Annotated in this window: 20 protein-coding genes; 8 read left to right on the top strand and 12 right to left on the bottom strand. The window is 61.3% G+C overall.

The window, feature by feature from the left end:
- Nucleotides 1-109 precede the first annotated feature (109 nt).
- Both C8E00_RS03735 and C8E00_RS03730 read right to left on the bottom strand, forming a co-directional pair.
- Complete coding sequence (locus C8E00_RS03735; protein ID WP_133694736.1) at nucleotides 110-1054, bottom strand: LysR family transcriptional regulator; 945 nt, start codon at nucleotides 1052-1054, stop codon at nucleotides 110-112.
- Between the two features lie 61 nt (nucleotides 1055-1115).
- Entirely contained in the window at nucleotides 1116-1553 is a 438-nt protein-coding gene (locus C8E00_RS03730) for a VOC family protein (RefSeq protein ID WP_133694733.1), read from the bottom strand.
- A 215-nt stretch (nucleotides 1554-1768) separates the two neighbouring features.
- On the opposite strand from C8E00_RS03730, the gene C8E00_RS03725 reads away from it, so the two are divergent.
- The 6 genes from C8E00_RS03725 to C8E00_RS03700 all read left to right on the top strand — a co-directional run bounded on the left by C8E00_RS03725 (nucleotide 1769) and on the right by C8E00_RS03700 (nucleotide 7094).
- Nucleotides 1769-2521 (top strand): 5-oxoprolinase subunit PxpA, encoded by a 753-nt coding sequence (locus C8E00_RS03725; protein ID WP_133694731.1) that lies wholly within the window; start codon nucleotides 1769-1771, stop codon nucleotides 2519-2521.
- A 4-nt stretch (nucleotides 2522-2525) separates the two neighbouring features.
- Nucleotides 2526-3257, top strand: a complete 732-nt coding sequence (locus C8E00_RS03720) for a 5-oxoprolinase subunit B family protein (protein ID WP_279586105.1) — start codon at nucleotides 2526-2528, stop codon at nucleotides 3255-3257.
- The gene (locus C8E00_RS03715) at nucleotides 3254-4177 is read left to right on the top strand and encodes a 5-oxoprolinase subunit C family protein (protein WP_133694728.1); all 924 of its coding nucleotides are present in this window, start codon (nucleotides 3254-3256) and stop codon (nucleotides 4175-4177) included. Before C8E00_RS03720 ends, C8E00_RS03715 begins: the two co-directional genes overlap by 4 nt.
- A 132-nt stretch (nucleotides 4178-4309) precedes the next feature.
- A complete protein-coding gene (locus C8E00_RS03710; RefSeq protein WP_133694726.1) occupies nucleotides 4310-5227 on the top strand; it encodes a MurR/RpiR family transcriptional regulator in 918 nt (305 codons plus the stop codon).
- 48 nt (nucleotides 5228-5275) lie between these two features.
- Nucleotides 5276-6607 carry a pyridoxal phosphate-dependent aminotransferase gene (locus C8E00_RS03705; protein ID WP_133694724.1) on the top strand — a complete coding sequence of 444 codons (1332 nt, stop codon included), beginning with the start codon at nucleotides 5276-5278 and terminating at the stop codon, nucleotides 6605-6607.
- 88 nt (nucleotides 6608-6695) lie between these two features.
- Nucleotides 6696-7094 (top strand): DUF4168 domain-containing protein, encoded by a 399-nt coding sequence (locus tag C8E00_RS03700; protein ID WP_133694722.1) that lies wholly within the window; start codon nucleotides 6696-6698, stop codon nucleotides 7092-7094.
- Nucleotides 7095-7300: 206 nt separating this feature from the next.
- Here C8E00_RS03700 and C8E00_RS03695 read toward each other — a convergent pair whose 3' ends face one another.
- Nucleotides 7301-7834 (bottom strand): PRC-barrel domain containing protein, encoded by a 534-nt coding sequence (locus tag C8E00_RS03695; protein WP_133694720.1) that lies wholly within the window; start codon nucleotides 7832-7834, stop codon nucleotides 7301-7303.
- Nucleotides 7835-7968: 134 nt separating this feature from the next.
- Complete coding sequence (locus tag C8E00_RS03690) at nucleotides 7969-8844, bottom strand: AEC family transporter (RefSeq protein WP_133694717.1); 876 nt, start codon at nucleotides 8842-8844, stop codon at nucleotides 7969-7971.
- Between the two features lie 252 nt (nucleotides 8845-9096).
- Between C8E00_RS03690 and C8E00_RS03685 the strand changes: the two genes are divergently transcribed.
- Nucleotides 9097-10770 (top strand): multidrug ABC transporter permease/ATP-binding protein, encoded by a 1674-nt coding sequence (locus C8E00_RS03685; protein WP_133694714.1) that lies wholly within the window; start codon nucleotides 9097-9099, stop codon nucleotides 10768-10770.
- Nucleotides 10771-10818: 48 nt separating this feature from the next.
- Here C8E00_RS03685 and C8E00_RS03680 read toward each other — a convergent pair whose 3' ends face one another.
- From C8E00_RS03680 to C8E00_RS03655, 6 genes are all read right to left on the bottom strand, one after another.
- Nucleotides 10819-11721 (bottom strand): sucrase ferredoxin, encoded by a 903-nt coding sequence (locus tag C8E00_RS03680; protein WP_133694712.1) that lies wholly within the window; start codon nucleotides 11719-11721, stop codon nucleotides 10819-10821.
- Complete coding sequence (locus C8E00_RS03675) at nucleotides 11718-12569, bottom strand: ABC transporter ATP-binding protein (RefSeq protein ID WP_133694710.1); 852 nt, start codon at nucleotides 12567-12569, stop codon at nucleotides 11718-11720. The genes C8E00_RS03680 and C8E00_RS03675 overlap by 4 nt, the downstream gene beginning before the upstream one ends.
- A gap of 67 nt (nucleotides 12570-12636) precedes the next feature.
- Nucleotides 12637-13701 carry a FecCD family ABC transporter permease gene (locus C8E00_RS03670; protein WP_133694707.1) on the bottom strand — a complete coding sequence of 355 codons (1065 nt, stop codon included), beginning with the start codon at nucleotides 13699-13701 and terminating at the stop codon, nucleotides 12637-12639.
- Nucleotides 13702-13703: 2 nt separating this feature from the next.
- Nucleotides 13704-14702, bottom strand: a complete 999-nt coding sequence (locus tag C8E00_RS03665; RefSeq protein WP_133694704.1) for a FecCD family ABC transporter permease — start codon at nucleotides 14700-14702, stop codon at nucleotides 13704-13706.
- Entirely contained in the window at nucleotides 14696-15721 is a 1026-nt protein-coding gene (locus C8E00_RS03660) for an ABC transporter substrate-binding protein (RefSeq protein ID WP_133694701.1), read from the bottom strand. Before C8E00_RS03660 ends, C8E00_RS03665 begins: the two co-directional genes overlap by 7 nt.
- Nucleotides 15722-15810: 89 nt before the next feature.
- Nucleotides 15811-17979, bottom strand: a complete 2169-nt coding sequence (locus C8E00_RS03655; RefSeq protein WP_133694698.1) for a TonB-dependent receptor — start codon at nucleotides 17977-17979, stop codon at nucleotides 15811-15813.
- 343 nt (nucleotides 17980-18322) lie between these two features.
- On the opposite strand from C8E00_RS03655, the gene C8E00_RS03650 reads away from it, so the two are divergent.
- A complete protein-coding gene (locus tag C8E00_RS03650; RefSeq protein ID WP_133694695.1) occupies nucleotides 18323-20383 on the top strand; it encodes a TonB-dependent siderophore receptor in 2061 nt (686 codons plus the stop codon).
- A gap of 237 nt (nucleotides 20384-20620) precedes the next feature.
- Here C8E00_RS03650 and fhuB read toward each other — a convergent pair whose 3' ends face one another.
- Together fhuB and C8E00_RS03640 are read right to left on the bottom strand one after the other, a co-directional pair.
- On the bottom strand, nucleotides 20621-22630 hold the full coding sequence (gene fhuB / locus C8E00_RS03645) for a Fe(3+)-hydroxamate ABC transporter permease FhuB (RefSeq protein ID WP_133694693.1): 2010 nt from the start codon (nucleotides 22628-22630) through the stop codon (nucleotides 20621-20623).
- On the bottom strand, nucleotides 22623-23549 hold the full coding sequence (locus C8E00_RS03640) for an ABC transporter substrate-binding protein (RefSeq protein WP_133694691.1): 927 nt from the start codon (nucleotides 23547-23549) through the stop codon (nucleotides 22623-22625). Before C8E00_RS03640 ends, fhuB begins: the two co-directional genes overlap by 8 nt.
- Between the last annotated feature and the right edge of the window lie 2 nt (nucleotides 23550-23551).

Here is a 23551-nt window from a genome sequence, read left to right as displayed (position 1 = left end):
TCCTCATTGTTATTGAAAGGAGGTGATGAAGTACGTTTCTGAATCGCCTCGTAAGACAAAATCATTCTTCAAGTGGCGGAGCGTTGGCGTCAAATCGTTAATTCTGATGTCAAGTATCGACGTACCCTTTCATAGTGGAGGGCGATGAAAGCTTTCCGTGATCCTGGGCGTAATCGGCGGCACATTGCTTGGCCAGACGCGCCACGCTGGCGCAAAAGCTCGGATAGTTGGAACGCCGCCAAATGGCGTCATAGATCATCGGCGGCAAGGGTTCTTCCAGCGTCAGCCGCTCCAGACTGCCGGCATCCACGGCATCGCGTACCGTAGCGACCGGTAACACGCCGATGCCCAGCCCCTCGATGCTCATGCGCATGATCGTCATAAGCGTGCTGGTGGAGTGAATCCGTGGTGTGTCGATGCCCAGCGCGGTGAGGTAGGCGACCAATTCGCTGTAGGGTCGCGCCTGCTTGCTGAAAGAGATGAATGCCGTGTCGGCGAACGTTGCCATGTCGCCTTGGCGTAGTGCTGCAGCCAGCTCGGGGGCCGCGAACATGCCCATTTCGAAAGTGCAAAGTGGGGTCTGGATGGCGCAGAGCCCAGGCACCAGGCCGTCCATGGCGAACAGCATGTCGAGATCGTTTTCGGCCAGGCGTTGATGCAGGAAGGGTGAAATATCCACCATCAATTCGATGGTCAGCTGCGGATAACGTTCGGCCAAGCGACGCATGAAGGTCGGGCACCAGCTGCTGGCGATGGTCTCGATGACCCCCAGGCGTAGCGTGCCGGAGAACGATTCCTCATCCTGAAACAAGCGCATGGCTTCGTCGCGGCCCTCGAGCAGGCGTTCGGCATGAGTGAAAAACTCGCGGCCGCGAAGCGTCGGCTGTACGGGGCGCGCCGAGCGGTCGAGCAGCGATTCGCCGACGCTGTCTTCGAGCCGGGTAATACGATCCGAGATCGAGGGCTGGGTGATGTGCAGCTTGGTCGCGCCTTTGCGAAACGAGCCCAGGCGCACCACCCAGACGAACGCCTCGAGTTCCTTGAAATCGAACATCGGTGATCCTGCACAGGTCGCCGCGCGACCCCGCGCGGCGTAAGGGAAACGGTGGTGGATGCTACGTTTTCTTGAATAGCTGCGTTTCGCGGTCCTTGAAGGCCTTGAACTCCAGGGCATTGCCGGAGGGGTCGTAGAAGAACATGGTGGCTTGTTCGCCGGGTTCGCCCTTGAAGCGTACGTAGGGCTCTATTTCGAAGGTCACGTCATGGGCGCGCAGCTTGTCGGCAAGAGCCTGCCAGGCGGGCATTTCCAGCACCACGCCGAAATGCGGCACGGGCACGCCGTGGCCGTCCACCGGGTTCTTGTGGCTGGCCACGGCATTGTCTTTTAGCGCCGGATTGAGGTGGCAGACGAACTGGTGGCCGAAGAGGTCGAAGTCGACCCAGCTTTCCGAAGAACGCCCCTCGGGGCAGCCCAGGAAGTCGCCATAGAAACGCCGGGCCTCGTCGATATCGCGGACCTGTACGGCAAGATGAAAGGGATCGCTGACGGCCATGGAAGCATCCTCGTTAGGTTGTGATGGGCATTCGCGAGCCTCGATTCTTTAGCCCGGCGCTGTGCGGCGTCAACTGGTTTTCTTCGTCTTCGAGACGGTGAAAGGTTGCGCCGATATCCCGCATCACGAAAAACGATTGGACCGGGCCAAGTGGGCTTTCTTAGAGTGAAATCCTATATTCGTGCAAGCCGACGACAATAAAAGAGGTCACGTTCATGTCCCTTCCGCTTCTCAACTGTGACATGGGAGAAAGCTTCGGCAACTGGAAAATGGGCCTCGACGACGAGGTCATGCCCTATGTCGATTGCGCCAACATCGCCTGTGGCTTTCATGCCTCGGATCCCGGCATCATGCGGCGTACCGTGGCGTTGGCCGTGCAACACGGCGTGCGTGTCGGCGCCCATCCGGCCTATCCCGATCTGCAAGGCTTCGGGCGTCGTTCGCTGGCCTGTTCGCCGCGTGAAGTCGAGGACATGATGCTGTATCAGATCGGCGCGCTGGCGGGCATGTGTCGTGCCGAGGGCACGAGCGTGAGTTATGTCAAGCCGCACGGCGCGCTGTACAACGACATGGCCCGCGACCCGGAGCTGTTGCGCGGCGCCATGCGCGCGGTGCTGGCCTACGATTCCCGACTGCCGTTGCTGGCCATGGCCACGGCGGATCCGGCGCCGATGCGTGCGCTGGCCGAGGAAATGGGCGTGACGCTGTGGTTCGAGACCTTCGCCGACCGGGCCTACGACCCCCAGGGACGACTGGTGTCGCGGCGTGAGCCGGGCGCCGTGCATCACGATCGCGAGACCATCGTGGCGCAGGCAGTGACGCTCGCCAGGGGAGAGCCGTTGACGGCCAACGACGGCAGCTCGCTGCACCTGCCGGCGGATACCTTGTGCGTGCATGGCGACAATGCCGAGTCGGTGGCCGCCGTGCGCGCCATTCGTGACGCCTTCGATGGCCTGGCACGGGAGTGAACCGGTGAGCGATCCGAATATCGAAACGGTGGGCATGGACACGCTCATCGTGCGCCTCTTCGACGACATCGACGAAGAGCACATGCCGTGGATGCTGGCCGCCGATCACGCCCTGCGTGAGGCCTTTGGCGAGGCGCTGATCGATCTGGTGCCGTCCTACACCACGCTGCTGGTGCACTACGATATCGAACGTCTGGACCTGCAGGCCGCTCGTGCGCGGGCAAGAGAAGCGCTGACGGGGCTGACGCCCGCGACGAGTGGCGAAGGCCAGCGGCATGTGATCCCGGTATGGTACGACGTCAGTGTCGGGCCGGAACTCGCGCGCATCGCCGAGCGTCTGGGCGTCAGCCAAGAAGACGTCATCGCGCGACATTGCGCACGGGATTACAGCGTCTTCGCGCTGGGCTTCGCGCCCGGTTACGCCTTCATGGGGCGCCTCGACGATGCGCTGGCCACGCCGCGTCTGAAGACACCACGTCAGAAGGTCGCCGCCGGCAGCGTGGCTATCGCCGAGCGCCAGACGGCCGTTTATCCCACGCTCTCGCCCGGCGGCTGGAACATCATCGGACGTACGGCCGTGGCGCTGTTCGGGCGCGACCAAGAAGGCTACAGCCTGTTCCGGCCCGGTGACACGGTGCGTTTCGAGGCGATCACCCGCGAGGCCTTCATCGAGCAGGGCGGCGATCCGGCGCCGCTGGCCGAGCGCGGCGACACACCCACGGAGGCCCAGAGATGAAGGGATTGATCGTCGAACGCGCGGGGCCGCTGGCGCTGATTCAGGATGGCGGGCGCTTCGGCGTGCGTCACCTCGGCGTGACCCAGGGCGGTGCCGCCGACTGGGTGTCGCTGGGCTGGGCCAATTGGCTACTGGGTAACGCACCGCAAGCGCCCGGCGTGGAAATCACCCTGGGCGGCCTGACGCTCTGTGCCGAGGCCTCGGCCACGCTGGCCCTGACGGGGGCTGATCTAGGCGCGACCCTCGACGATGAGCCATTAGCGCCAGGGTGCCGCTTCACGATCGCTGCCGGGCAGCGTCTGGCGTTCGAGCGTCCGAGAGCCGGTCTGCGCGCCTATCTCGCCTTCCCGGGCGGACTCGATGCCGCGCCGGTGCTGGGCAGCGCGGCCAGTACGGTGCGCGAACGCCTGGGCGGTCTCGATGGCCAGGGGCGGGCGCTGACCGAAGGCGATTGCCTGACCTGGGCGGGCGCCGCCGGACCCGAGCGCACGCTACCCTCGGGCGTGGGCACGTTACCTGAAGTTGGTGAACGCGTGATGCTGGCGCTGGTGGGCGGTGCGCAGCTCGCCGGCTTCAGTGGTACCAGCGTTTTTGAAGCCTTCAACACACCCTGGCAGGTCGATCAGCGCGCGGATCGTATGGGCGTGCGTCTTACTGGTCCCGAACTGCGTTATCTGGGAGAGGGAATGGTCTCGGAAGGCATCCCCCTGGGCGCCGTCCAGGTACCTGCCGATGGCCAGCCCATCGTGTTGCTCAATGATCGTCAGACCATCGGCGGCTACCCGCGTCTCGGCGCGCTGACGCCGCTGGCCTGCACGCGTTTGGCGCAATGTCAGCCGGGCAGCGAGGTATGGCTGACACCGGTGGCGGCGGGGCAGGCGCGTGACGCCCATCTTCGCCAGTTGGCGTACTGGCGCTGACATATTGGGGCAGGATCTCTCGGGAACGCTTTGATGTTTTATTTCCTTTATTGCAAATTTATTTGCAATAAAGGGAGTCGATATCTAATCTGGACTCAAACGCGTTTCAAAAGAGGGGGCCAGGAGCCTGCCATGCCCACCGACGATATCGACTTGCCGCCCCGGCGCTATGCCGATCTGCAACTGCTGATGCTGCGTGCTCGACGCGGCGACACGCCCGATCTGAAGCTTTCCGCCAAAGGGTTGGCATTGCTCGAGGCCCTGTTGACGCACCCCGAGACCGTTAGCCTGTCGAATATCTCGCAGTTGGCGCAGTGCCATGGCGTCAATCCCTCGCGTCTGACGCGCCTGGCACATGCCCTCGGCCTCGACGGCTTCAAGGCACTGCAGGCGCTTTTTCGTGAAGATCTTAGCGACAGCGCTTTCTATTCCACGCGTGCTCAGCGCCTGCTGGATTTCGGTGAGACGCCCCGCGCCGAGGGCGATGAATTGGCCGACGATCGCGCGCTTTGGCAGCAGGAGATGCAAAATCTATCGGCTGCGGTCGAGGCGCTGGACACGGCGCAACTGGCGCGAGCGGTGGTCACCATCCAGCGGGCAAGGCGCATTCATGTCATCGGCCTGCGGGCGAGTTTCGGGGCCGCGCATTACCTGGCGTATTACCTGGATTATCTGCGCGATGCTGTGCACCTGGTCTCGGGGCAGGCGGGCGTGAGCGTCGAGCAGGCATTGCGGTTGGGCGAAGACGACCTGGTGATCGGCATCGCCTTTCGGCCCGAGTCGCGGATGAGCGTCGACTATTGCCGGCTGGCGGGGGAACAGGGCGCTTCGCTGCTGGCGTTGACGAATCATTCCAGCTCGCAACTGGCCGCGTTGAGCGAATCGACGCTGCTCGCGCCGGCCGAAGGCGCCTTCTTCTTCAATCCCATGAGTAGCCTGTTCATGCTCGTCGAGCTGTTGTTGTCCCGCGTGGCCCGAGAGATGGGGAACGACGCGGTGCTCGCCTTGCGCCAGCGCGAGGCGCTGATCTCACGTCTGCACGTCGAGTGACGTATCCACTCTCATCGCTTTCTTGTGCCCTATCTCCTGGAGACTTTCATGCCCGATTCCGCCTCTTCCTATGGTATCCCGGGGTCAGCTACTAGCGCCGCCGATTGGTTGGACCGGGGCTACGCCGAGGATTACAACGCCACCGCCGCCTCGGATACGCTCTTGATCAACGAGCAGTCGCGCCTGCTCGAGGAGCAGGGGCGGCGCATCATCAAGTTCGGGTTCGGCCAATCGCCGTTTCCGGTGTTCGCGCCGGCGGTGGCGACACTGGCCGAGCACGCCGCCGACAAGGCCTATTTGCCGGTACAGGGCACCGCCGCGCTGCGCGAGCGGGTGGCAGCGTTCCATCGCTATATGGATGGCACCGACTGGCGGGCCGAGCGGGTATTGATAGCGCCGGGCAGCAAGCTGCTTCTCTTCGCGCTGATGAAGGCCCTGCCGGCTAGCGAGATATTGATTCCCGCGCCGGCCTGGGTCTCCTATGCCCCGCAAGCACGCTTGGCGGGACAGCACGCGGTACGTCTGTCGACGACCTTCGAAAACCGCTGGCAGGTCACGCCGGAACAACTCGACCGCTATTGCCGCGAACACGGTCCGACCCGGCGCTTGCTGATCCTCAATGCGCCCGGCAATCCCACGGGGCTGTCATATGAGCCCGAGGTACAGCGTGAATTGGCCGCGGTCGCCAGGCGTCATGGCGTAGTGGTGCTGGCCGACGAAATATATGGCCCACTCCATCATCGCGGGGAACATCGCCCCTTCGCACGCGATTACCCTGAGGGTACTTTGACCACCAGCGGGCTTTCCAAATGGTGCGGCGCGGGCGGCTGGCGCCTGGGCGTGCTCAACGTGCCCGATGCGCTGGGTGATGAGCTCCTCACGCGCCTGCTGGGCATTGCCTCGGAGACCTGGTCGAGCGTGGCCAGTCCGGTACAGGCGGCAGCGGCTACCGCATATAGCATCACGCCAGCGCTGGAAGTGTATCTCGATACCCAGCGGCAGTGGTTGAGCGCGATCGGCCGCTGGTGCGCACAACGCCTCGAGGCGTCGGGGGTGCGGACGCATGTGCCGGATGGCGGTTTCTATCTCTTTCCCGATTTCAGCGCATACCGTGAGGCACTACGCGTGCGCGGGATTACCACCAGTACCGAGTTGACAGAAACGCTTCTCGAAGAGGCGGGAGTCGCGCTCTTGCCGGGCAGCGCATTTGGCTGCGAACCGACGCAATTGACGGCACGCTTGGCCTATGTCGACTTCGATGGCGCGGGGTTGCTTGAACGTGACCCCCCTGCCACCCTTGAAACTGACATGGCTGATCCCGATATTCGGTCAGTAGGTAAAGGAATAGAAGCCATCGTGACATGGCTTAATTCACGTTAAAAAACCACTTTTTATTTCATGGGAAGTGGAACTCATGCAGCATGAGGGCGTCTGACGCCTTACATATATGTAAAACTTGGAGGTATTCATGCAAAGGATTACTGCGTTCGTTTCAGCGGCCATCTTGAGCACGGGAATGGTCGCCGCACCGATGGCGATGGCCCAGCAGGACAGCTCGGCTGCCAGCGGTTCTGATCAAGCCCAGCAAGGCGTTCAGACGCAGAATTTCTCTGACCAGCAGCTTCAGCAATTCGCCGACGCCTCTCAGCAAATCGCTCAGGTTTCTCAGAAGTACACCAAGCAGCTTCAGAACGCACAAGACAAGTCCGCTCAGCAGGAACTGCGTAAGCAAGCTAATGAAGAAATGGTCAGCGTCGTCAAGGACAGCGGCTTGAGTGTTAAACAGTTCAATGCCATTGGCCAAGCGATTCAGCAGAATCCACAGCTCATGAAGCGCGTTCAGGGCATGGTACAACAGCCGCAGTAAGCATATGATCGAGACATCGATGCGGCGCTAGGAAGGCGTAAAGATGTCATCTTTCGTGAAAGGTCACCTTCGGGTGGTCTTTTTCGTGGCCGGACGCATCAAAAGCACGGGATCGCGGTTCAAGGCGATGCGTGAGTACTAAAAAGGCCTGCCAATAGGCAGGCCTTTACGTCGACTTCGTGTGGGATTAGCCCGCCACGATGTGCTTAGTTGCTGATGGCGTCGCTGGCATCGTCGAGCAAATCGGCAGTGACCGACTTGGTGCTTTGCCAAGCACTTTCAGCTCCCTGCTTGGTATTCTTCCAAGCCTGGCGTGCCTGCTCTTGGGCGTTTTGCCACCAGTCATTGTCGTATTCGGGAAGCGTGGCAATATCGTCACGCGTCAAGTCGAGCGTGACACTGTAGTCCATGTTGTCGAGGTTATCTGCGTTCTGCGTGGTCAGGGTGAAGTTGTTGCGATCGATCACGCGATGGGTATCGCCGAGATCGAGCACACCGCCGGTCTCGATGACCAGTGCCTGTACGCTCATGTCTTCGCCGAGTAATACGTCTTCGACATCGCCGACATCTTCATTGGGGTTTTCCGAAAGAAAAACATCGGCATCCATCAGCTCGTCGGCCGAGTACAGCCCTTGTGGCTGGGACTGCTGCGATTGTGCGAGGGCAGCGCCTGTCAGACTCAGGCCGCCGATGAGAATGGCGGTTTGCGTCATGCGATACATTGAGTTACTTACTTTCATGGCGGTTCCTCCTGAACAATTGCCAATACGCGTGCACTTCCTGCGCGTCACGTATGATGCAGAATAACAGAGATTCACGCTGTAGCAATTATAGGCACAGATGTTGCCAGGTCAGCGTATCGAGGGCAGGGTCGCTACATGAACAGCGCCAGCAGCAGCGGTACATAGATGAAGGCCAGCAAGGTAGAGCAGAATACCAGGCTGGCAACGTATTCCGGTTCACGCCGCGAGCGTTGGGCGAAAAGGTAATTATAGACGGCGACCGGCATGCTCATCTGCATGATCAAGACGCTCTGCGCCAAAGGGGGAAGTCGTAGCAAATGGCCAACGGCGAAGGCGACACCCACGGCCAAGAGTGTGCGTAACACGCTGAACTTGAGTCCTGAAGAGAGGCTACGCACCTGGATGTTGGCCAGCGACACGCCGAGGGTGATCAGCATCAAGGGCACGGTGAAGCCGGAGATCAGATCCACGGTATTGTCGATCCACAAAGGCAGATCGGTATCCGTCAGCAGGATGGCCACCGAGAGTAGAATACTGTAGACGGTAGGCGTGCGCAGCAGGCTTTTCAGAGGATTGCTGCGGCTGATCATCATGATGCCGAAGGTGAACTGCACCAGGGCGACCGTTACCATCACGGTGATGGCATAGGCGAAGCCCTCCTTGCCGAAGGCGTAGAGCGCGACCGGTAGTCCCATATTGCCGGTGTTGGGGTACATCATGGGCGCTAGCAGGACGCGCCAGTCCTTGCGCAGCAGCAGCGCCATCAAGGCGGTCGACATTGCCATGATGACGAGCACGACCAGCGTACTCAGCATGGTGCGTCCGAAGGTGTGGGCATCGATGTTGGCGCCGGAGAGCGAGGCGAGGATCAACGATGGCGTACCGACATTGAAGACCAACTTGGTGACGAAGTCGGTGGGATACGTGTATCCCAGGCGTATCCAGAAAAATCCGATACTGGCGCCCACGAAGACGGGGGCCATGACAGCTAGGAGTTCGGCGAGCATGCGCGAGCCTGATTCAGGAGGTTGCGTCCACTGAGTGGTGAGCGGACGAGACGGTTGTGAACGCGATCACAAGAGTCGCGGACAGTGCCATATAAGGCGCTATTGTCGCCAATCGTGGCAATGCGTTGCAATGTGCGCACGAAAACGAGAATCCTTTACCTTGACGTGACGTGCGAATTGGCAAGAATCGTGGGCCACGCTGACATTCATTGGCGTCGCGTACGCGCGGCGCGTCGCCATTCTGAGGCTTGCATGGAATTATTGCGCGTCGTGTATCGAGATTACCGCTGGCCGTTCATCGGCGTCATGGTGTTGAGCCTGGCCAGCGCAGGACTTGGTATTGGAGTCATCGCTTTCATCAACCAACGCTTGATCGAAGCCCAGGGGGCGCCGCTTCGGGTGCTGCCGCAGTTTCTGGGCTTGATCGCCTTGCTGCTGGTGGTCACGCTGGGCTCGCAATTGGCGTTGACCACGTTGGGCCATCATTTCGTCTATCGGCTGCGCGGGCGACTGATCAAGCGGATTCTGGATACCGATATCGAGCGCATTGAGCGCCTGGGAAGCGCGCATCTGCTGGCGAGCCTATCGAGCGACGTGCGCAATATCACCATCGCCTTCGTGCGCTTGCCCGAACTGGTGCAGGGCGTGATCCTGACGCTGGGCTCGGCCGCTTATCTGGCTTGGCTATCGCCGGGCATGCTGGGGATCACGGCGCTGTGGGTGGCGGTGACCGTGGTGGGAGGCTGGTATCTGGTCTCGCACGTGTATCGTCATCTCGGCCAAGTGCGCAACACCGAGGATCGACTCTATAAGGATTACGAGGCGGTAATCGACGGTCGCAAGGAGCTGGCCCTCAATCGCGACCGGGCCAAGACGCTCTACGAGGATGTCTACGAGCGCGACGCCAAGGCGTATCGCCACCATATCATCCGCTCCGACACCTTCCATTTGAGTGCGGTGAACTGGTCGAACATCATGATGCTGGGGGCCATCGGCATGGTCTTCTTCCTCGCCAATGGCTTGGGTTGGGCCAACACCAACGTGGCGGCGACCTATTCGCTGACGCTTTTGTTCCTGCGCACGCCCTTGATCCAGGCGGTGGGTGCCCTGCCCACGTTGCTGAGTGCTCAGGTCGCCTTCGACAAGCTCAAAGCATTGGAGCTGACCGAATATCGTACGGCGTTCGGCGAAAACGCCATGCAAGGCGATTGGCAGACACTCGAGCTGCGTGGCGTGACTTTTGCCTATGCGGCCGGTGAGCATGGCCGAGGCTTCGAAGTCGGGCCTGTCGATCTGACGCTGTCGCGTGGCGAGCTGGTCTTCTTGATCGGGGGTAACGGCAGTGGCAAATCGACACTCGCGCGTTTGCTGACGGGACTCTACCAGCCGCGCAGCGGTGAGATTCGCATCGATGGTGTCGCCGTGGATGAGGCCGGCTGGCAGGCGTTTCGTAGTCGCTTCGCCGCTGTATTCACCGACTTTCACCTCTTCGACCAGGTGATCGGCCCTGATGGCAAGGCGCCGGACACGGCCCTGACCGAAACCTGGATCGCACGCCTGGGCATGGGCGAGAAGCTACATTTCGACGGCTGGCGGGTGACCAACACGCAGCTTTCCCAGGGGCAGCGCAAACGCCTGGCGCTGCTGCTGGCGGTGGCCGAACAACGCGATATCCTGCTGCTCGACGAATGGGCGGCGGATCAGGACCCGCAGTTCCGGCGCATCTTCTACCGCGAGCTGCTGCCCTTGCTGCGCGAAAACGGCAAGACCGTCTTCGCCATTAGTCACGACGATCACTACTTCCAGCATGCCGACCGGCTATTGGAAATGCGCGCAGGTCAGTTGAGCGAACTGACCGGCGAGATGCGCGAGCGCGTCAGCCGCGACGCCGTGGCACGGCTCGAGGACACATCGGACAACGTGTGAGGGACGGCAGGCTACCTGCGGCGGCTGCCACTCTCATGCCAGACACGCTCATGCGGGTGAGATCTCGCTGGCATGCCAGACGAGGCTTTCGGTGGGGCCGTCATCCAGATCGGAGCACATGTCGACGCGCAGGATCGCCGTCGTTTCGCATACCGTCCGCAGCCGACCATGCGCACCATCTTGCTCCCATTGCCACAGGATGCACCGCCGCTGCTCGTCGCCGGTGTCGTTCTGTAACCTAAGGTTGGCCGCCGGGTAGCGTCGTTCCAGAAAGCCCAGGGCGGCAAGCTGGGCGCACTGCTGCGCGGGTGTCAGTCGGGAGTCGCCGCGATAGCCGGGCAGAAAACGACGGCCTCGTGACTCCGCTTGTAGGAAAGGTAATGCCTGCTGCGGTGTGATGCGGCCGTACTTGCGGACTGGCGAGAGCAGGATGAGGCTGGCGGCGAAGCGGCAGCCGCCCAAGTGGCTGCTTTCCCAGACGTCGAAGGGCAGCTCGTGTGCCGCGACGGTCTGGGCCAACTGCTTGTAGGTCTGGTAACCATACTTGGCGCAGCACTTATCTTTCTTGCCGTGCGTGCAGCAAAGCAGCAGGTCGTGGTCGACTCGCGCCCCTTCCCATGCCGTCAGTGGCGCACCTGATTGCCACGCGGCCAGAAACGTCTCCAGTGCCTCGCGAGGCACGACGAACCGCCGGCGTTCGGGCATCAGAAACACCTGATGGCTCTCGTCGGCCTGCTCGCGTCGATGAATCAGATTGACCCGTCGCCCATCGGCGGCGATGGCGTCGAGGGTTTTTGCCAGGCTGTCCGGCATGTCGTGGGCATGACGCAGATTGCGTGTCCACTTGGCGCGAGGCCAACTGATCAGCAGATTGTGCTCAAAATGCGCGGCGCTGCCGGCCAACGGGTCATGCTGCTCACGGCTGAGATCGGCGCAGAAGCGATGGCTCATGAAACACAGCGCTGTTGAGTGGTGGGGTGGGCACGCCGATGGGGTCGCTTTTTCTTGTGTGGCACGCAGATCGGGCTGCCGGTCTCTGGGTCTTCGAGCACATGGGCATCGAGATCGAAGACATGTTTGAGATTGGGGGCCGTGAATACCTCCTGTGGCGCGCCGCGGGTGACAATCTGCCCTTCACGCATCATCACTAGCTGGTCCGCGTAGGCTGCCGCCAGGTTCAGGTCGTGCAGGACCAGCAGCAGGGTGCGGCCGTGCTCATGGGCCAGGCGGGATAGCAGCTCCAGCAAGTCCACTTGCACCTTGAGATCGAGGAAGGTGGTGGGTTCATCGAGCAGGATTAGATCGGTTTCCTGGGCCAGTACCATAGCGATCCAACAACGCTGACGCTGACCGCCGGAGAGCGCATCGACGCTGCGTTCGGCGAACTCCGTGACATCGGCATAGGCCATCGCCTCGCGGATGGCGCGGGCATCCTGCTCGGCGTCCTGTCGCCACAACCGCTGGTGAGGAAAGCGCCCCATACCGACCAGTTGCCGCACCGTCAGTCCCTCCGGGGCCACAGGGCCCTGGGGCAGGATACCCAGGCGCTGTGCTACCTCTCGCGTATTGCGGCGGTGGATATCCTTGCCATCGAGACAGACTTGCCCGGCGCTGGGTATAAGCGTGCGCGCGAGCGTCTTCAATAACGTCGACTTCCCGCTACCGTTGGCGCCCAGCAACACCGTCAGCTTGCCCTCGGCCACCGTCAGATCGACGCCGTCCAGTACGCGTCGGGATTCGTACCCGGCGCACAAGGCTTCGCCTGTTAGACGAGACGGCTTGGCAGGTATCGAGGGCATGAAGGTAGCTCGTTGGTATGGTCTCTAGGCTGGCAACCGTAAGACAAAAAATTCTCATTTTCAATTATCAGTTCTGTCTCGCCGTTTGATAGGGGGAATGACGGTTCCGATGCAACAGGTAGACGAAGAAGGGCGCGCCGACCCCCGAGACGAAGATGCCGGCGGGCAGGTCCTTGGGCAGGAAAGCCACGCGGCCCAGCAGGTCGGCGTAGAGCACGATCAGGGCCCCGACCAGGGCGGTGACGGGCACCAGCCGGGCAAATCCCCGGCCCACCAGGCGGGCGGCGATATGAGGGGCGATCAGGCCCACGAAACTGAGGCCCCCGGCGAAGGCCACCGCCGCTCCCGCCAGCGCCACGCTGCAGGCCATCAGCACCAGCCGGCTTTGCAACACGTTCACGCCCAGCCCCTGGGCCACCGAGTCTCCCAGCGCCATGGCATCCATGTGGCGTGCCAGGGTGAGGCACAGCGGAACGGCGACCAGCAGCCACGGCAGCATGCCGAAGACATCTTGCCACTGGGCGGCGTAGAGGCTACCGGTCAACCACACATAGGCGACCATGGCAGCGGCATCGTCGCTGATCACGATCAACAAGGTGGTCACGGCCCCCATTGCCGCGGAGAGCCCGATGCCGACCAGCACCATACGTGAGGGCGTGATGCCACGCTTCCAGGCCAGCGAGAACACCAGCACCGCGGAAAGCAGCGCGCCGAGCAGGGCGGCGGCCGGCAGCCAATGGATACTCAGGCCGGTACCGAACAGTGCCAGGAACGTCACGGCGGCCATGGCGGCGCCACTGGTGATGCCGATGACGTCCGGGGAGGCCAGCGGGTTGCGTACTATGCCTTGAAGGATGGCGCCGGCCACGGCCAAGGCTGCACCCACCAACAAGGCAAGCAGGATACGCGGCAGGCGCAGCTCCCAGACGATGAAGGTGATGTCGCTGTTCTGCGGCGTGGCCAGCGCGTGCACCACCTGATCGAACGAGGTGGGGAAGCTGCCCAGACTCAGCGACAGCCCTATGCTGGCCAGCAGCACCAGAGCGAGCAGGGCACTGAGGCGTACAGGGCGAGTCGTGTGGCCGGCGGCGGTGTCGTTGCCTTGCTGTGGCAGGGAGGCGGAATGCGTCATGGTCAGGTCTGCTTCCTGCGCGCCAGATAGATGAAGAAGGGCGTGCCGATCAGGGCGGTCATCACCCCTACCGGGACATCCTGAGGTGGCATCAGAAAGCGCGAGGCCACATCGGCCAGCAACAACAGGCTTGCTCCCAGCAGGGCACAGGCCGGCAGTAGCCAGCGATGGTCGACGCCGAAGAGGCCCCGCGCCATGTGCGGCACGATGAGACCGACGAAACCGATCATGCCAGCGAGCGCGACCGAACTGCCGGCGAGCAGGATCACCACCAGACCAAGCAGTAGCTTGATGGTGCCGGCACGCATGCCCAGACCCTTGACCATGTCATCGCCTAACATCAAGGCATTGGCGTGGCGGACCAGCAGTATGCACAGCAGCAGGGCGATGCCGAAGAGCGGCAGCAGAGGTACCACTACCGACAGCTCGCGCCCGGACACGGAACCAGCCAGCCAGTACAGCACGCTTTCGAAGCTCTGTTGGTCGACGATCAGCAGGCCTTGGCTAAACGAGACGAACATGGCCGTGACGGCCACGCCTGCCAGCACGACCCGCAATGATGAAAGCTCTCCCTGTCGACCGCGACTCAGCATGACTACCAGGCAGGCCGCTACCAGGGCGCCCAGCAGCGCCGCCCAGACGTACTCGGCCGGGGTATGCAGGGGCAGCAGCGAGACTGCGACCACCACGAAGAACATCGCCCCGGCGTTGATCCCCAGGATGCCTGGCGAGGCGAGGGGGTTGCGGGTCATGGTCTGCATCAGAGCGCCGGCGATGGCCAGGCTCGCGCCGACCAAGGCGGCAATGACTGCGCGTGGCAGGCGTTCCGTGACAATGATGATATGCGCGACCCGAGCGGGGTCGTATTGCACCAAGGCTTGAACGAAGATCGGCGGGGCGATATCCGTGGTGCCCAGCATGACGCTTGCTGCGAAGGCCGTCGCGACCAGTACCAGGCCCAGCAAGAGCCCCGCAATGCGGGAAGCACGATGATTCAGCATGCGCTCGACTCCTGGTCGTGAGCGCGAGACTTCGCGGACGCTCCCACGGTGCAGATAGCGGCGGGCGTCGTGGGATCACGAGGATCATCCAGCCCGTAATGAGCGTATAGATCATCCAGCATGGCATTGGCGGCCAGGATGCCCCCGCCCATGATCCAGTCCACTGGGTCTACCTCGAAGACACGGTCGTCTTGTACGGCATCCAGTCGTTTCCAGAGAGGATGGGAGGTCCAGTGCCGATAGTTGCGCATGATGGCTGGATCGTTCGGTTCCAGGAGAACGAAGATCACGTCGGCATTCATGACCGGGATGTTTTCCTCACTGGTCAGCTTCATACCCCAGCCCTGGTCGTGCAGTGAGTTGGGTTGCTCGAAACCCAGCTCATTCAGGATAGAACCAGCGAAGCCCGTGGAGTAGATGCGTACATGGTCGCTCTTGAAGCGAACCACGGCGGCCTTCTGCGGCCAGGCGTCGCCCAGCGTGTCAGCGATTTTTTGGCGGAAGTCCGCTACGCGTGCGTCCCAGTTCCGTAACAACTTGCGGGCGCGGGCTTCTCGCCCCGTGGCTTCGGCGATCAGCCTCAGGGTAGCCTTGAAGTCGAAGACGGTGTCTGTAGCGACCGTCGGCGCGATTTTTTCCAGCAGTGGCCGAACCCGCTCGTGGCGAAAGCGCGTGGCTACGATCAGGTCGGGTTTCAGCCAGGCGACCTTCTCCAGGTTGGGTTGGGTCTCCAGGCCAACGTGTTCCACGCCGTCGAGGGCATCACGCAAGTAGCGATACATGGGTTTTTCCAGCCAGGAGTCGACGACGCCGACTGGCGTGATGCCCAGTGCCACTGCGCTGTCCGTCGCGCCCTGGTAAAGGGTGACGATGCGCTGGGTCATTGCGGGAATGTGGGTGTCGCCGAACGCATTGGTGACGGAGCGTCCATCTCGGGTAGCGTCGGCGGCGAGGGCGATGGCCGCCCAAGGCATGAGGGATACCAGCAGCGCGGCGAGCCACTTGTGTCGGAGCTGCATGGCAGCCTCCTTGTTTATTAAGCTATTGAGCGGGTCGTAAAAGTGGCCGTGCCGCGCTTTCTGAGAACTGGGCAATAGGCGGATATGGCTTAGAAGTCGAGCTGGTAGCTCAGAGTGAAAGTGCGTCCCCGGCCCTTGAAGTAATACTCGTCGCTGACCCTTGCCGCCTGGGAATAATAGGTGAAGTAGTCCTCGTCGGTGAGATTCTCCACGCCCAGACTGGTGCGGCCCACCGGCAGGCGATAGGCCAATGAGGCGTCGAGTAAACCATAGCCGTCGAATGCGAGCTTGGGATCGTCGACACTGCGGTCGAAGTAGCGGCTGTACTGCAGATGCGAGGAGAGTTTCTCGTTCCAGGCGGCACTCCAGGCCAGCCTGAGAGTGTCTGGTGCGATGTTAATACCGGTCAGTTTGGTATCCACGCTACCGTCACCATCGGTGTCCGACTTGCCCTCGGTGTGCGCATAAGAAAGTCGCAGTTGGTGGGCATCACTCACCTGCGCTTCGCCGGTAATCTCGATGCCCTGGATTTCGGTCTTCTCGCGGCTGCCGACCCAGGTGCCGTTTTCCTCGGTGAGGCGCTCGCCATAGTCGGAGTTCGATTCATAGTAGCTTAGCTCGAGGCCATAGCGATCCCAGTCGAAGCGGGCGCCGATCTCACGGTTGTCGGTGACGATGGGCTGCAGCGTCAGCAGTGAGTCGACATCTAAGCCGGGAGTTTCAATGCCACGCAACACCCGGCCGACATCGGGCATGCCGAAACCCTCGGAGTAGTTGGCATAGATCTGTGCCCAGTCGGTGGCCTGGTAGACGATGCCAGCATTGTAGAGCGTCTCGTTGAAGTCGGGGTTGCCGCCTTTGACATCGACCAGGTCCCGCGTGACGTTCTCAGGATTACCATCATCGGTGCTGCGATCAACGGTGCTGTAATCATCCACCTCGAGCTCGGCATATTCCTGGCGAATCCCGGCATGCAGGCTCAACGCATTGGTCAGGGCATAATCGCCCTGCAAGAACACGGCTGCGTTACGGAAGCGGGTCTCCGGTACATAAGTGCGATCGGTATGGACCAGCATCTGACGGGTATCATCCTGTAGCAGATCGAGCCCCGTGGTTAGCGTGAGCCGGTCATCGAGCAGGCCGTCGCGGCTCAGGGTGAACTTGGCACCGAGCTTATCGGACTCGTTGCGAGTCTGATCATAAAGGGTGTTACCGGCACTATCTGGATAAGGAAAATACGGCGTGGTGGCGAACTGAGCACGAAAACGCTGAGTATAAAGCTGGGCATTCAGGCTGTTGCCCAGCCAATCGTCATGGGAATATGACACACTAGCGGTAGTGACCTTGTTATAGCCCGGGTCGCCATCGGGGTTGCCCTTGCGTGCGGTGGTGGCGACGCCTGCGTCACGGTCACCGGGCACTGGTACATAGTCACCGTCGCCTTCGAGTTCGAAGCGGTTAAGTGACACTTTGACATTCTGGTCGTCGTCGATCCAGTAGGCTGCTTTGGCCATCAGGTCGTAACTGGTGGAGTTCTGGAGTTCGCCGGGATAGGCGATACCTACTTCATCATCGCTGCCGTCGTAGAAGATTCCGCGCTCTTGGCGACTGGCGGCGACCAGGTAGTCCCAATCGCGAGTCTGGCCGCTGAGACGGTAGTTCAGCTTGTGGCCGAAGCCTGCCGACTCGAAATCGTCGTCGCTGGTCAATCTGACGCCGACATGCTGATTGACCCCGGCGCCCTCGGGACGCTTGGTCACGTAGTTGATGATACCGCCGGTCGCACCCAGGCCGTGTTCGGCGCTGGCACCATGAATGACTTCGATGCGCTCGACCATGGAGAGGTCAATGGTGTAACTGTCTCGGGAGCTGTCACGCAGCGGGTTGGACTGCGGTACGCCATCGATCAGGAACAGCGGCGAACGCCCACGGAAGGTTTCACCAGCGTTGGAGAGCTTTTGGCGGCTGGGCGAGTAGGAAGGTATCAAGTTGCTGAGCACCTGCCCGGGATCCTGGGTAATCGCCAATTGCTGTTCGATTTGCTCGCGGGTAATGATGGTGATTTTTTGCGGGGTTTCGTCTTCGCGGCTCTGGTTGCGGGTAGCGGTGATGACCAATGGGTCCAGTCCATGGTCATTGGCCTCTTGGGAGTTGGTACTCGCGGAGGCTTGGGCCAGTACCGTGGCGGGTAGAGCAGAAACGAGTACCAATGGCAGCAGAGAGAGCTGCTTATGACGTGGTCGTTGGAAGGCTTGCATGGTAAACCGATATCCCCTTGCTGGATTTGATGTGATGATTTTTTTGTTATAGGCATTGAATGATAAATATAATGATAATTCTTTTTATTTGCAATATTGGTGCATCGCGTGATCTGAGCAGGGGAAAGGGCGTCATGCCACGCTTTCTGTGGGAGGGGGCGAAAGCTTTGGCCGCGACGCCGTGGCACGGCTCGAGGACACATCAGGCGAGGTGTGAAGGAGAGCAAAGGTCAGCGTTGAACAATCGTCATTGTGAAAACAAATCACAATTCTTATCATATGCGAAGGGCTTTGCTCCAAGCTCGCTCCTGCTATCCGCTAATAACATGCCATAAGGAACCTCATGTCCTGCTCCCGTCCCTCGTTCCTGCCTTTCAACGTGCTTTCGTCCTCGGCTCACCGTGCGGCGATGGCGACGCTGTTGCTGAGCTGCCCACTAGCGGCACAGGCACAAGATAACGCCGCCCAGAGCGATACCATCGTGGTGACGGCGACCGCGCTGAAGGTAGCTGCTCCGCTTGCCGAGACGCCGCGTTCGGTATCCAGCGTGAGCCGCGAAGCACTCGATAAGCGTAACGTCCAAAGCCTCGATGAAAGCTTCCGTTATCGCTCGGGTGTGTTGTCTGGTCACTATGGTGCTGACAATAATACGAATTGGTTCAAGGTCAGGGGCTTCGATCAGGCGACCTACTTGGATGGCCTACGTCTTTATCGGACCGGCTACTATCAATGGTTGCCTGAGACGTATGGGCTGGAACGTGTCGAGGTATTCAAGGGACCGGCGTCCATTCTCTACGGCGAGGCGCCCTCAGGGGGGATCGTCAATGCCGTTAGCAAGCGTCCCACCGAGGAAGCTCAGGGGGAAATCGAGATCCAGGTTGGGAATCGCGAGCATCGTCAGTTCGCCTTCGATACCTCGGGGCCGGCCACCGAGAGCGGGGACATACGCTACCGGATGGTGGGGTTGTACAAGGAGCGTGACGGCGATCTCGATGGCACCTACAACAAGCGCTATTACTTCGCGCCGAGCCTCGAGTGGGATATCTCCGATGATACCCAGCTGACAGTCCTGGCCAGCTTCCAGAAGGACGATGGCGTCCCCGTCAACCCCTTCAAGCTTGCCTACGGTACAGTGCAAGACACGCCGTTCGGAAAAGTGGACCCGGAAACCAATTACGGTGCACCTGACTACGATAAAGATGAGCATACACAAACGGCCATCGGCTACGAATTCAAGCACCAGCTCGATGACACCTGGAAATTCGAGCAGGATTTACGTTATAGCAAGCTCGACCTCGACCTGCGCAGTACCTACATGGATTTTGCGACTGGCGATGGCCGAACGGCTTATCGTGGTCACCTGCAGCGTAATGGCGAGATTGACAGCTTTACCGTCGACAATCGCATGGTCGGCAAGTGGTACACCGAACGCACGGAAAATACCCTGTTGGTCGGGGTGGATTACCAAGACCTGAGCCTGGATGGTAAAGAATTCGACGACTTCACTTACGACATCGTCGATATCTTCGATCCTGATACTTCTATTACACCGGTACCTGATAGCGCTCTGACCGGCCGAAAGATCGATAAGCAGCAGCTTGGTCTCTATGTACAGGACCAACTACGCATAGACGATAGTTGGGTATTGCTGGGGGCTGTGCGCTACGATAATGCTGATGTCAGGAGTGAATCCAAACGTTATGACGTCGTTGTAGATGAAACCCAATCCGCAGTCTCATGGTCGGGCGGGGTTATGTATCTAGGCGACAACGGCCTGAACCCCTATCTTAGCTACACCGAGTCCTTCCAACCAGTTGCACAGCTCAGTGCAACTGGTGCTGGTTTCGATGATATCGAAGGGGAACAGTGGGAACTGGGAACCAAATATGCGCCCACAGGCTGGGATGGTTATGTCACGGCGGCGGTTTTCGATATCAAGGAATCCAACTCCTTCGCAACGACGGCGGGCGGTTATCAGACTCAGGAAGGTGAGCGTACCGCTACCGGCTTTGAAATTGAAGGTGTGGGCTATCTGACCCAGTCACTTCAATTGACGGCGGCTTATACGTATACGGATGCACGTGACAAAAATGATAACCGTGCGGCACTAATCCCTCGCCACATGGCGTCTGCGTGGCTAGACTACGATTTCACGGGGTCGACCTTGAATGGACTGAACGTCGGCGCCGGCATTCGCCATGTGGGAGAGTCGGTTGATGGTAGCATTACCGTGCCTGACTACACCGTGGCAGACGCCATGGCGAGTTACGCTTTCGACAACAACTGGACCGCCCAGGTCAACGTCAACAATCTCACCGATAAAGAATACGTTGCTAGCTGTGATTTCTGGTGCTATTACGGCGAATCACGTAGCGTGATCGGTAGCCTGAGTTATCAGTGGTAAGGAAACGCAAGAGAGAAGACGTCAGAGGAAAGGTATAAGAAAGAGGAAAAAAAACGGCTGGGAATGTATATCCCAGCCGTTTTTTATTGATCCTTATACGTCACGTGCCGATGCTATTGCCTTCCACCTTCCACCTTCCACCTTCCACCTTCCACCTTCCACCTTCCACCTTCCACCTTCCACCTTCCACCTTCCACCTTCCACCTTCCACCTTCCACCTTCCGACTGCCCATAGCGCTACAGTCGCCGCAGCGTCCACATGAAGTAAGCGCCGCCGAGCAACGAGGACATCAGGCCTGCGGGAATTTCCTGCGGGAACAGCCACTGGCGTCCCAGCCAGTCGGCGAGAACCATCAAGAGCGCCCCCAACAGGGCGGCGGCGAGAAGGTGTGTGCGTGCCCGCGAGGCGCCCAGCAGGCGTGCCATGTGCGGCGCGAGCAGACCGACGAAGGAAAGCGGCCCGACCACTAGCGTGGCGGCGGCCGTGAGCAGGGCGACGACACCGAGCAGCGCCAGGCGCGCCCGGTCGACATTGACGCCCAGCGCGCGGGCACTGGAGTTACCCATCGGCAATAGGTCCAGCCAGCGCGACAGGCATTGCAGTGCCAGCGTCAGTACCACGGCGCTTGCTGCCACGACGACGGCCAGGGTGGTGCTGACGTAATAGGTCGAGCCGGACATCCAGGCGAGCAACTGCTGCGTGCGCGGGTCGCCGTTGGCCAGCACGATGCTGCGCAGCGGATCGAACAGGGCGGTGATGGCGATGCCCGTCAGCAGCACGCGCTCGGGCTGGAAACCACTGCGGCGGTTGATCAGCAGCAGCACGCCCAGCGTGACCAACGCGCTCAGCGTGCCGGCGATCAGCAACGTCGCCAGCCCCACGCCGGGCACGAACATGACCACGCCAATCAGGCCGATAGCGGTGCCGCCGCTGATCCCCACGACTTCAGGGCTGGCCATGGGGTTGCCGGTGACGCGCTGGATCAGGGTCCCGGCCAGAGCCAGCAACGTACCGGCCCCCGCCGCCGCCAGGGTACGCGGCAGGCGCCACTCATGAGTGGCTTGCCATACCGACCACGAGGGTAGGGCCCAGCCTTGGCCGTCCTGGCCGAGCAGCAGAGAGGCCGCGAGTGCGACCAGTAATGCCACTCCCAATGCCAAGTACAATCGCATCGGGTGGCGACGACGTGGCGCAGTGAGCATGGCGGTGGTCTGGGGGCGATCGCCGCCCAGCTTGAGGCGCGGGATCAGCCACAACAGCAGCGGGGCGCCGAGGGCGGCGGTCGTGGCGCCGGTGGGAATCATCGTCGGCAGGGCACCGGAAAAGCGCTGCAGGAGTTGGTCGGTGGTCGTCAGCAGCAAGGCCCCCAGTAGCGGTGCCCATAACAGGCGCTGAGGCAGGGTGCGGGCGCCCAGCAAGCGGACGATGGCCGGCGCCGCCAGGCCGATGAAGCCGATGATGCCCACCACGCTGACCACGCAGGCCGTGATGAAGACCGCCAGTCCCAGGCTCACCAGGCGCAGGTGCTTGAGCGAGACTCCCAGGCTGCGTGCGTTGACGTCGTCGAGCTCGAGAATCGCCAGTGGGCGCAGCATGACCACGGCCAGGACAAGCGCGATGAGCAATCGCGGGAGCAGATAGAGTACGCCATCCCAGCTGTTCTGCGAGAGCGAGCCCGCGCCCCATACCATCAGGCCGCGCAGTTCTTCCTGATGGAAGAGGATCAGCGTGGTGCTGACCGCGCCCAGGTAAAGGTTGACCACCAATCCTGCGAGGACTACCACCATGGGCGCCAGACCGCGTCGCCAGGCCAGCGCAAACACCAGTCCCATGGCCAGGCCGCCGCCCGCCACGGCCACCCACTCGCGGCCGAGAACGAGCAGCCCCGGTGCGAACAGCGTGGCGAGCAGCAGGGCGAGCTGTGCCCCGGTGGCGACGCCCAGGGTGGTGGGGGCGGCCAAGGGATTGCGCAGTACCTGCTGCATCAATACCCCGGCGATGCCCAGGGCGCCGCCCGCCAGCAGCGCGATGGTCCAGCGTGGCAGCCAGCTGTAATGCACTACTATCTGTTCGATATGGGTGCTATTGGGGGCGAACAGCGCCTCTGCCCATTGCGCGGCAGGCAATTGCATTGCCAGAGAAAAACCGCTCAAAACGAGACAAAGCAGCGCAAGTAGTGCGCAAAGGCGTGCCGGCGTGACGATGACGTGTGGAAATGGCAACGAGTGAGAAATCCAGTTACGCATCGGGTGCCTCGCGGTGGGCAGCGGTGCGGGACGTCTGATGCAGAGCCTGGGTCAGATTGTCGGCGAAGCGTCGCGCCGAGGGGGCGCCACCGAAGCTCCATACCGGTGGCAGGGTAAGGACACCGCCGCGCCGCACGGAGGGCAAATGTTGCCAAATGGCGCTCGTCTCGAGGCTTTCTTCCACGCCCACGGGCATGGGGTCGACCACGACCAGACGCGCCTCGTCCAGCGTGGCGAGGGCTTTCAGTCCCACCAGAGAGAAGCCCCAGAAATTGGTCTCCCGCTGCCACGCGTTTTCCAGGCCCAGACGCTGCATGACGGCGTTATACAGGCTATGGTCGCCGAACACGCGGACATGGCGGGCATCCATGAACTGCACCACGAGCAATGGCCGTGCCTTGGCCGCGTCACTCAGTCCGTCCCGCAGTTCGGCCAAGTGCGCCTCCAGCGAGGCGAGCAGCGTGTCCGCGCGCTTCTCGCGATTGGCGAACGCCGCGATCTTGCGGGTGGCTTTCTTGAGTCGCGTCCAAAGATCGTCGCCCTGAGTGTAGAGCGCTACCGTGCTCGTCGGCGCAATACGTTCGAGGCTTGGCTTCAAGGGGCTGAACATCGGCGAAATCAGGATTCGATCAAGCTTCAATTGGGCCAGCAGTTCACGATTGGGTTGCGCTCGCAAGCCGATATCGACCACCTCGTCAGGCAGGGAAGGGGCGCCGACCCACTCGCGGTAGGCATCGGTTTGCGCCACGCCGACGGGTGTCACGCCGAGTGCCAGCAGGGTTTCGGCGATGGTCCAGTCGACAGTGGCGATGCGCGGCGTGTCGGCGCCAGCGGCATACGGGCAAGCCAGCACGATCAGCAACAGCAGCACGACGAGCCGCGGGCGCCGCGGGCCTTCACGGTTCCACAATGGCCTCACAT

Origin of the sequence: Chromohalobacter marismortui, assembly GCF_004364315.1 — a bacterium.
Lineage (GTDB): Bacteria > Pseudomonadota > Gammaproteobacteria > Pseudomonadales > Halomonadaceae > Chromohalobacter > Chromohalobacter marismortui.
Note: the sequence above shows the minus strand (reverse complement) of the source record. Positions and strands in the feature narration are given on the sequence as shown.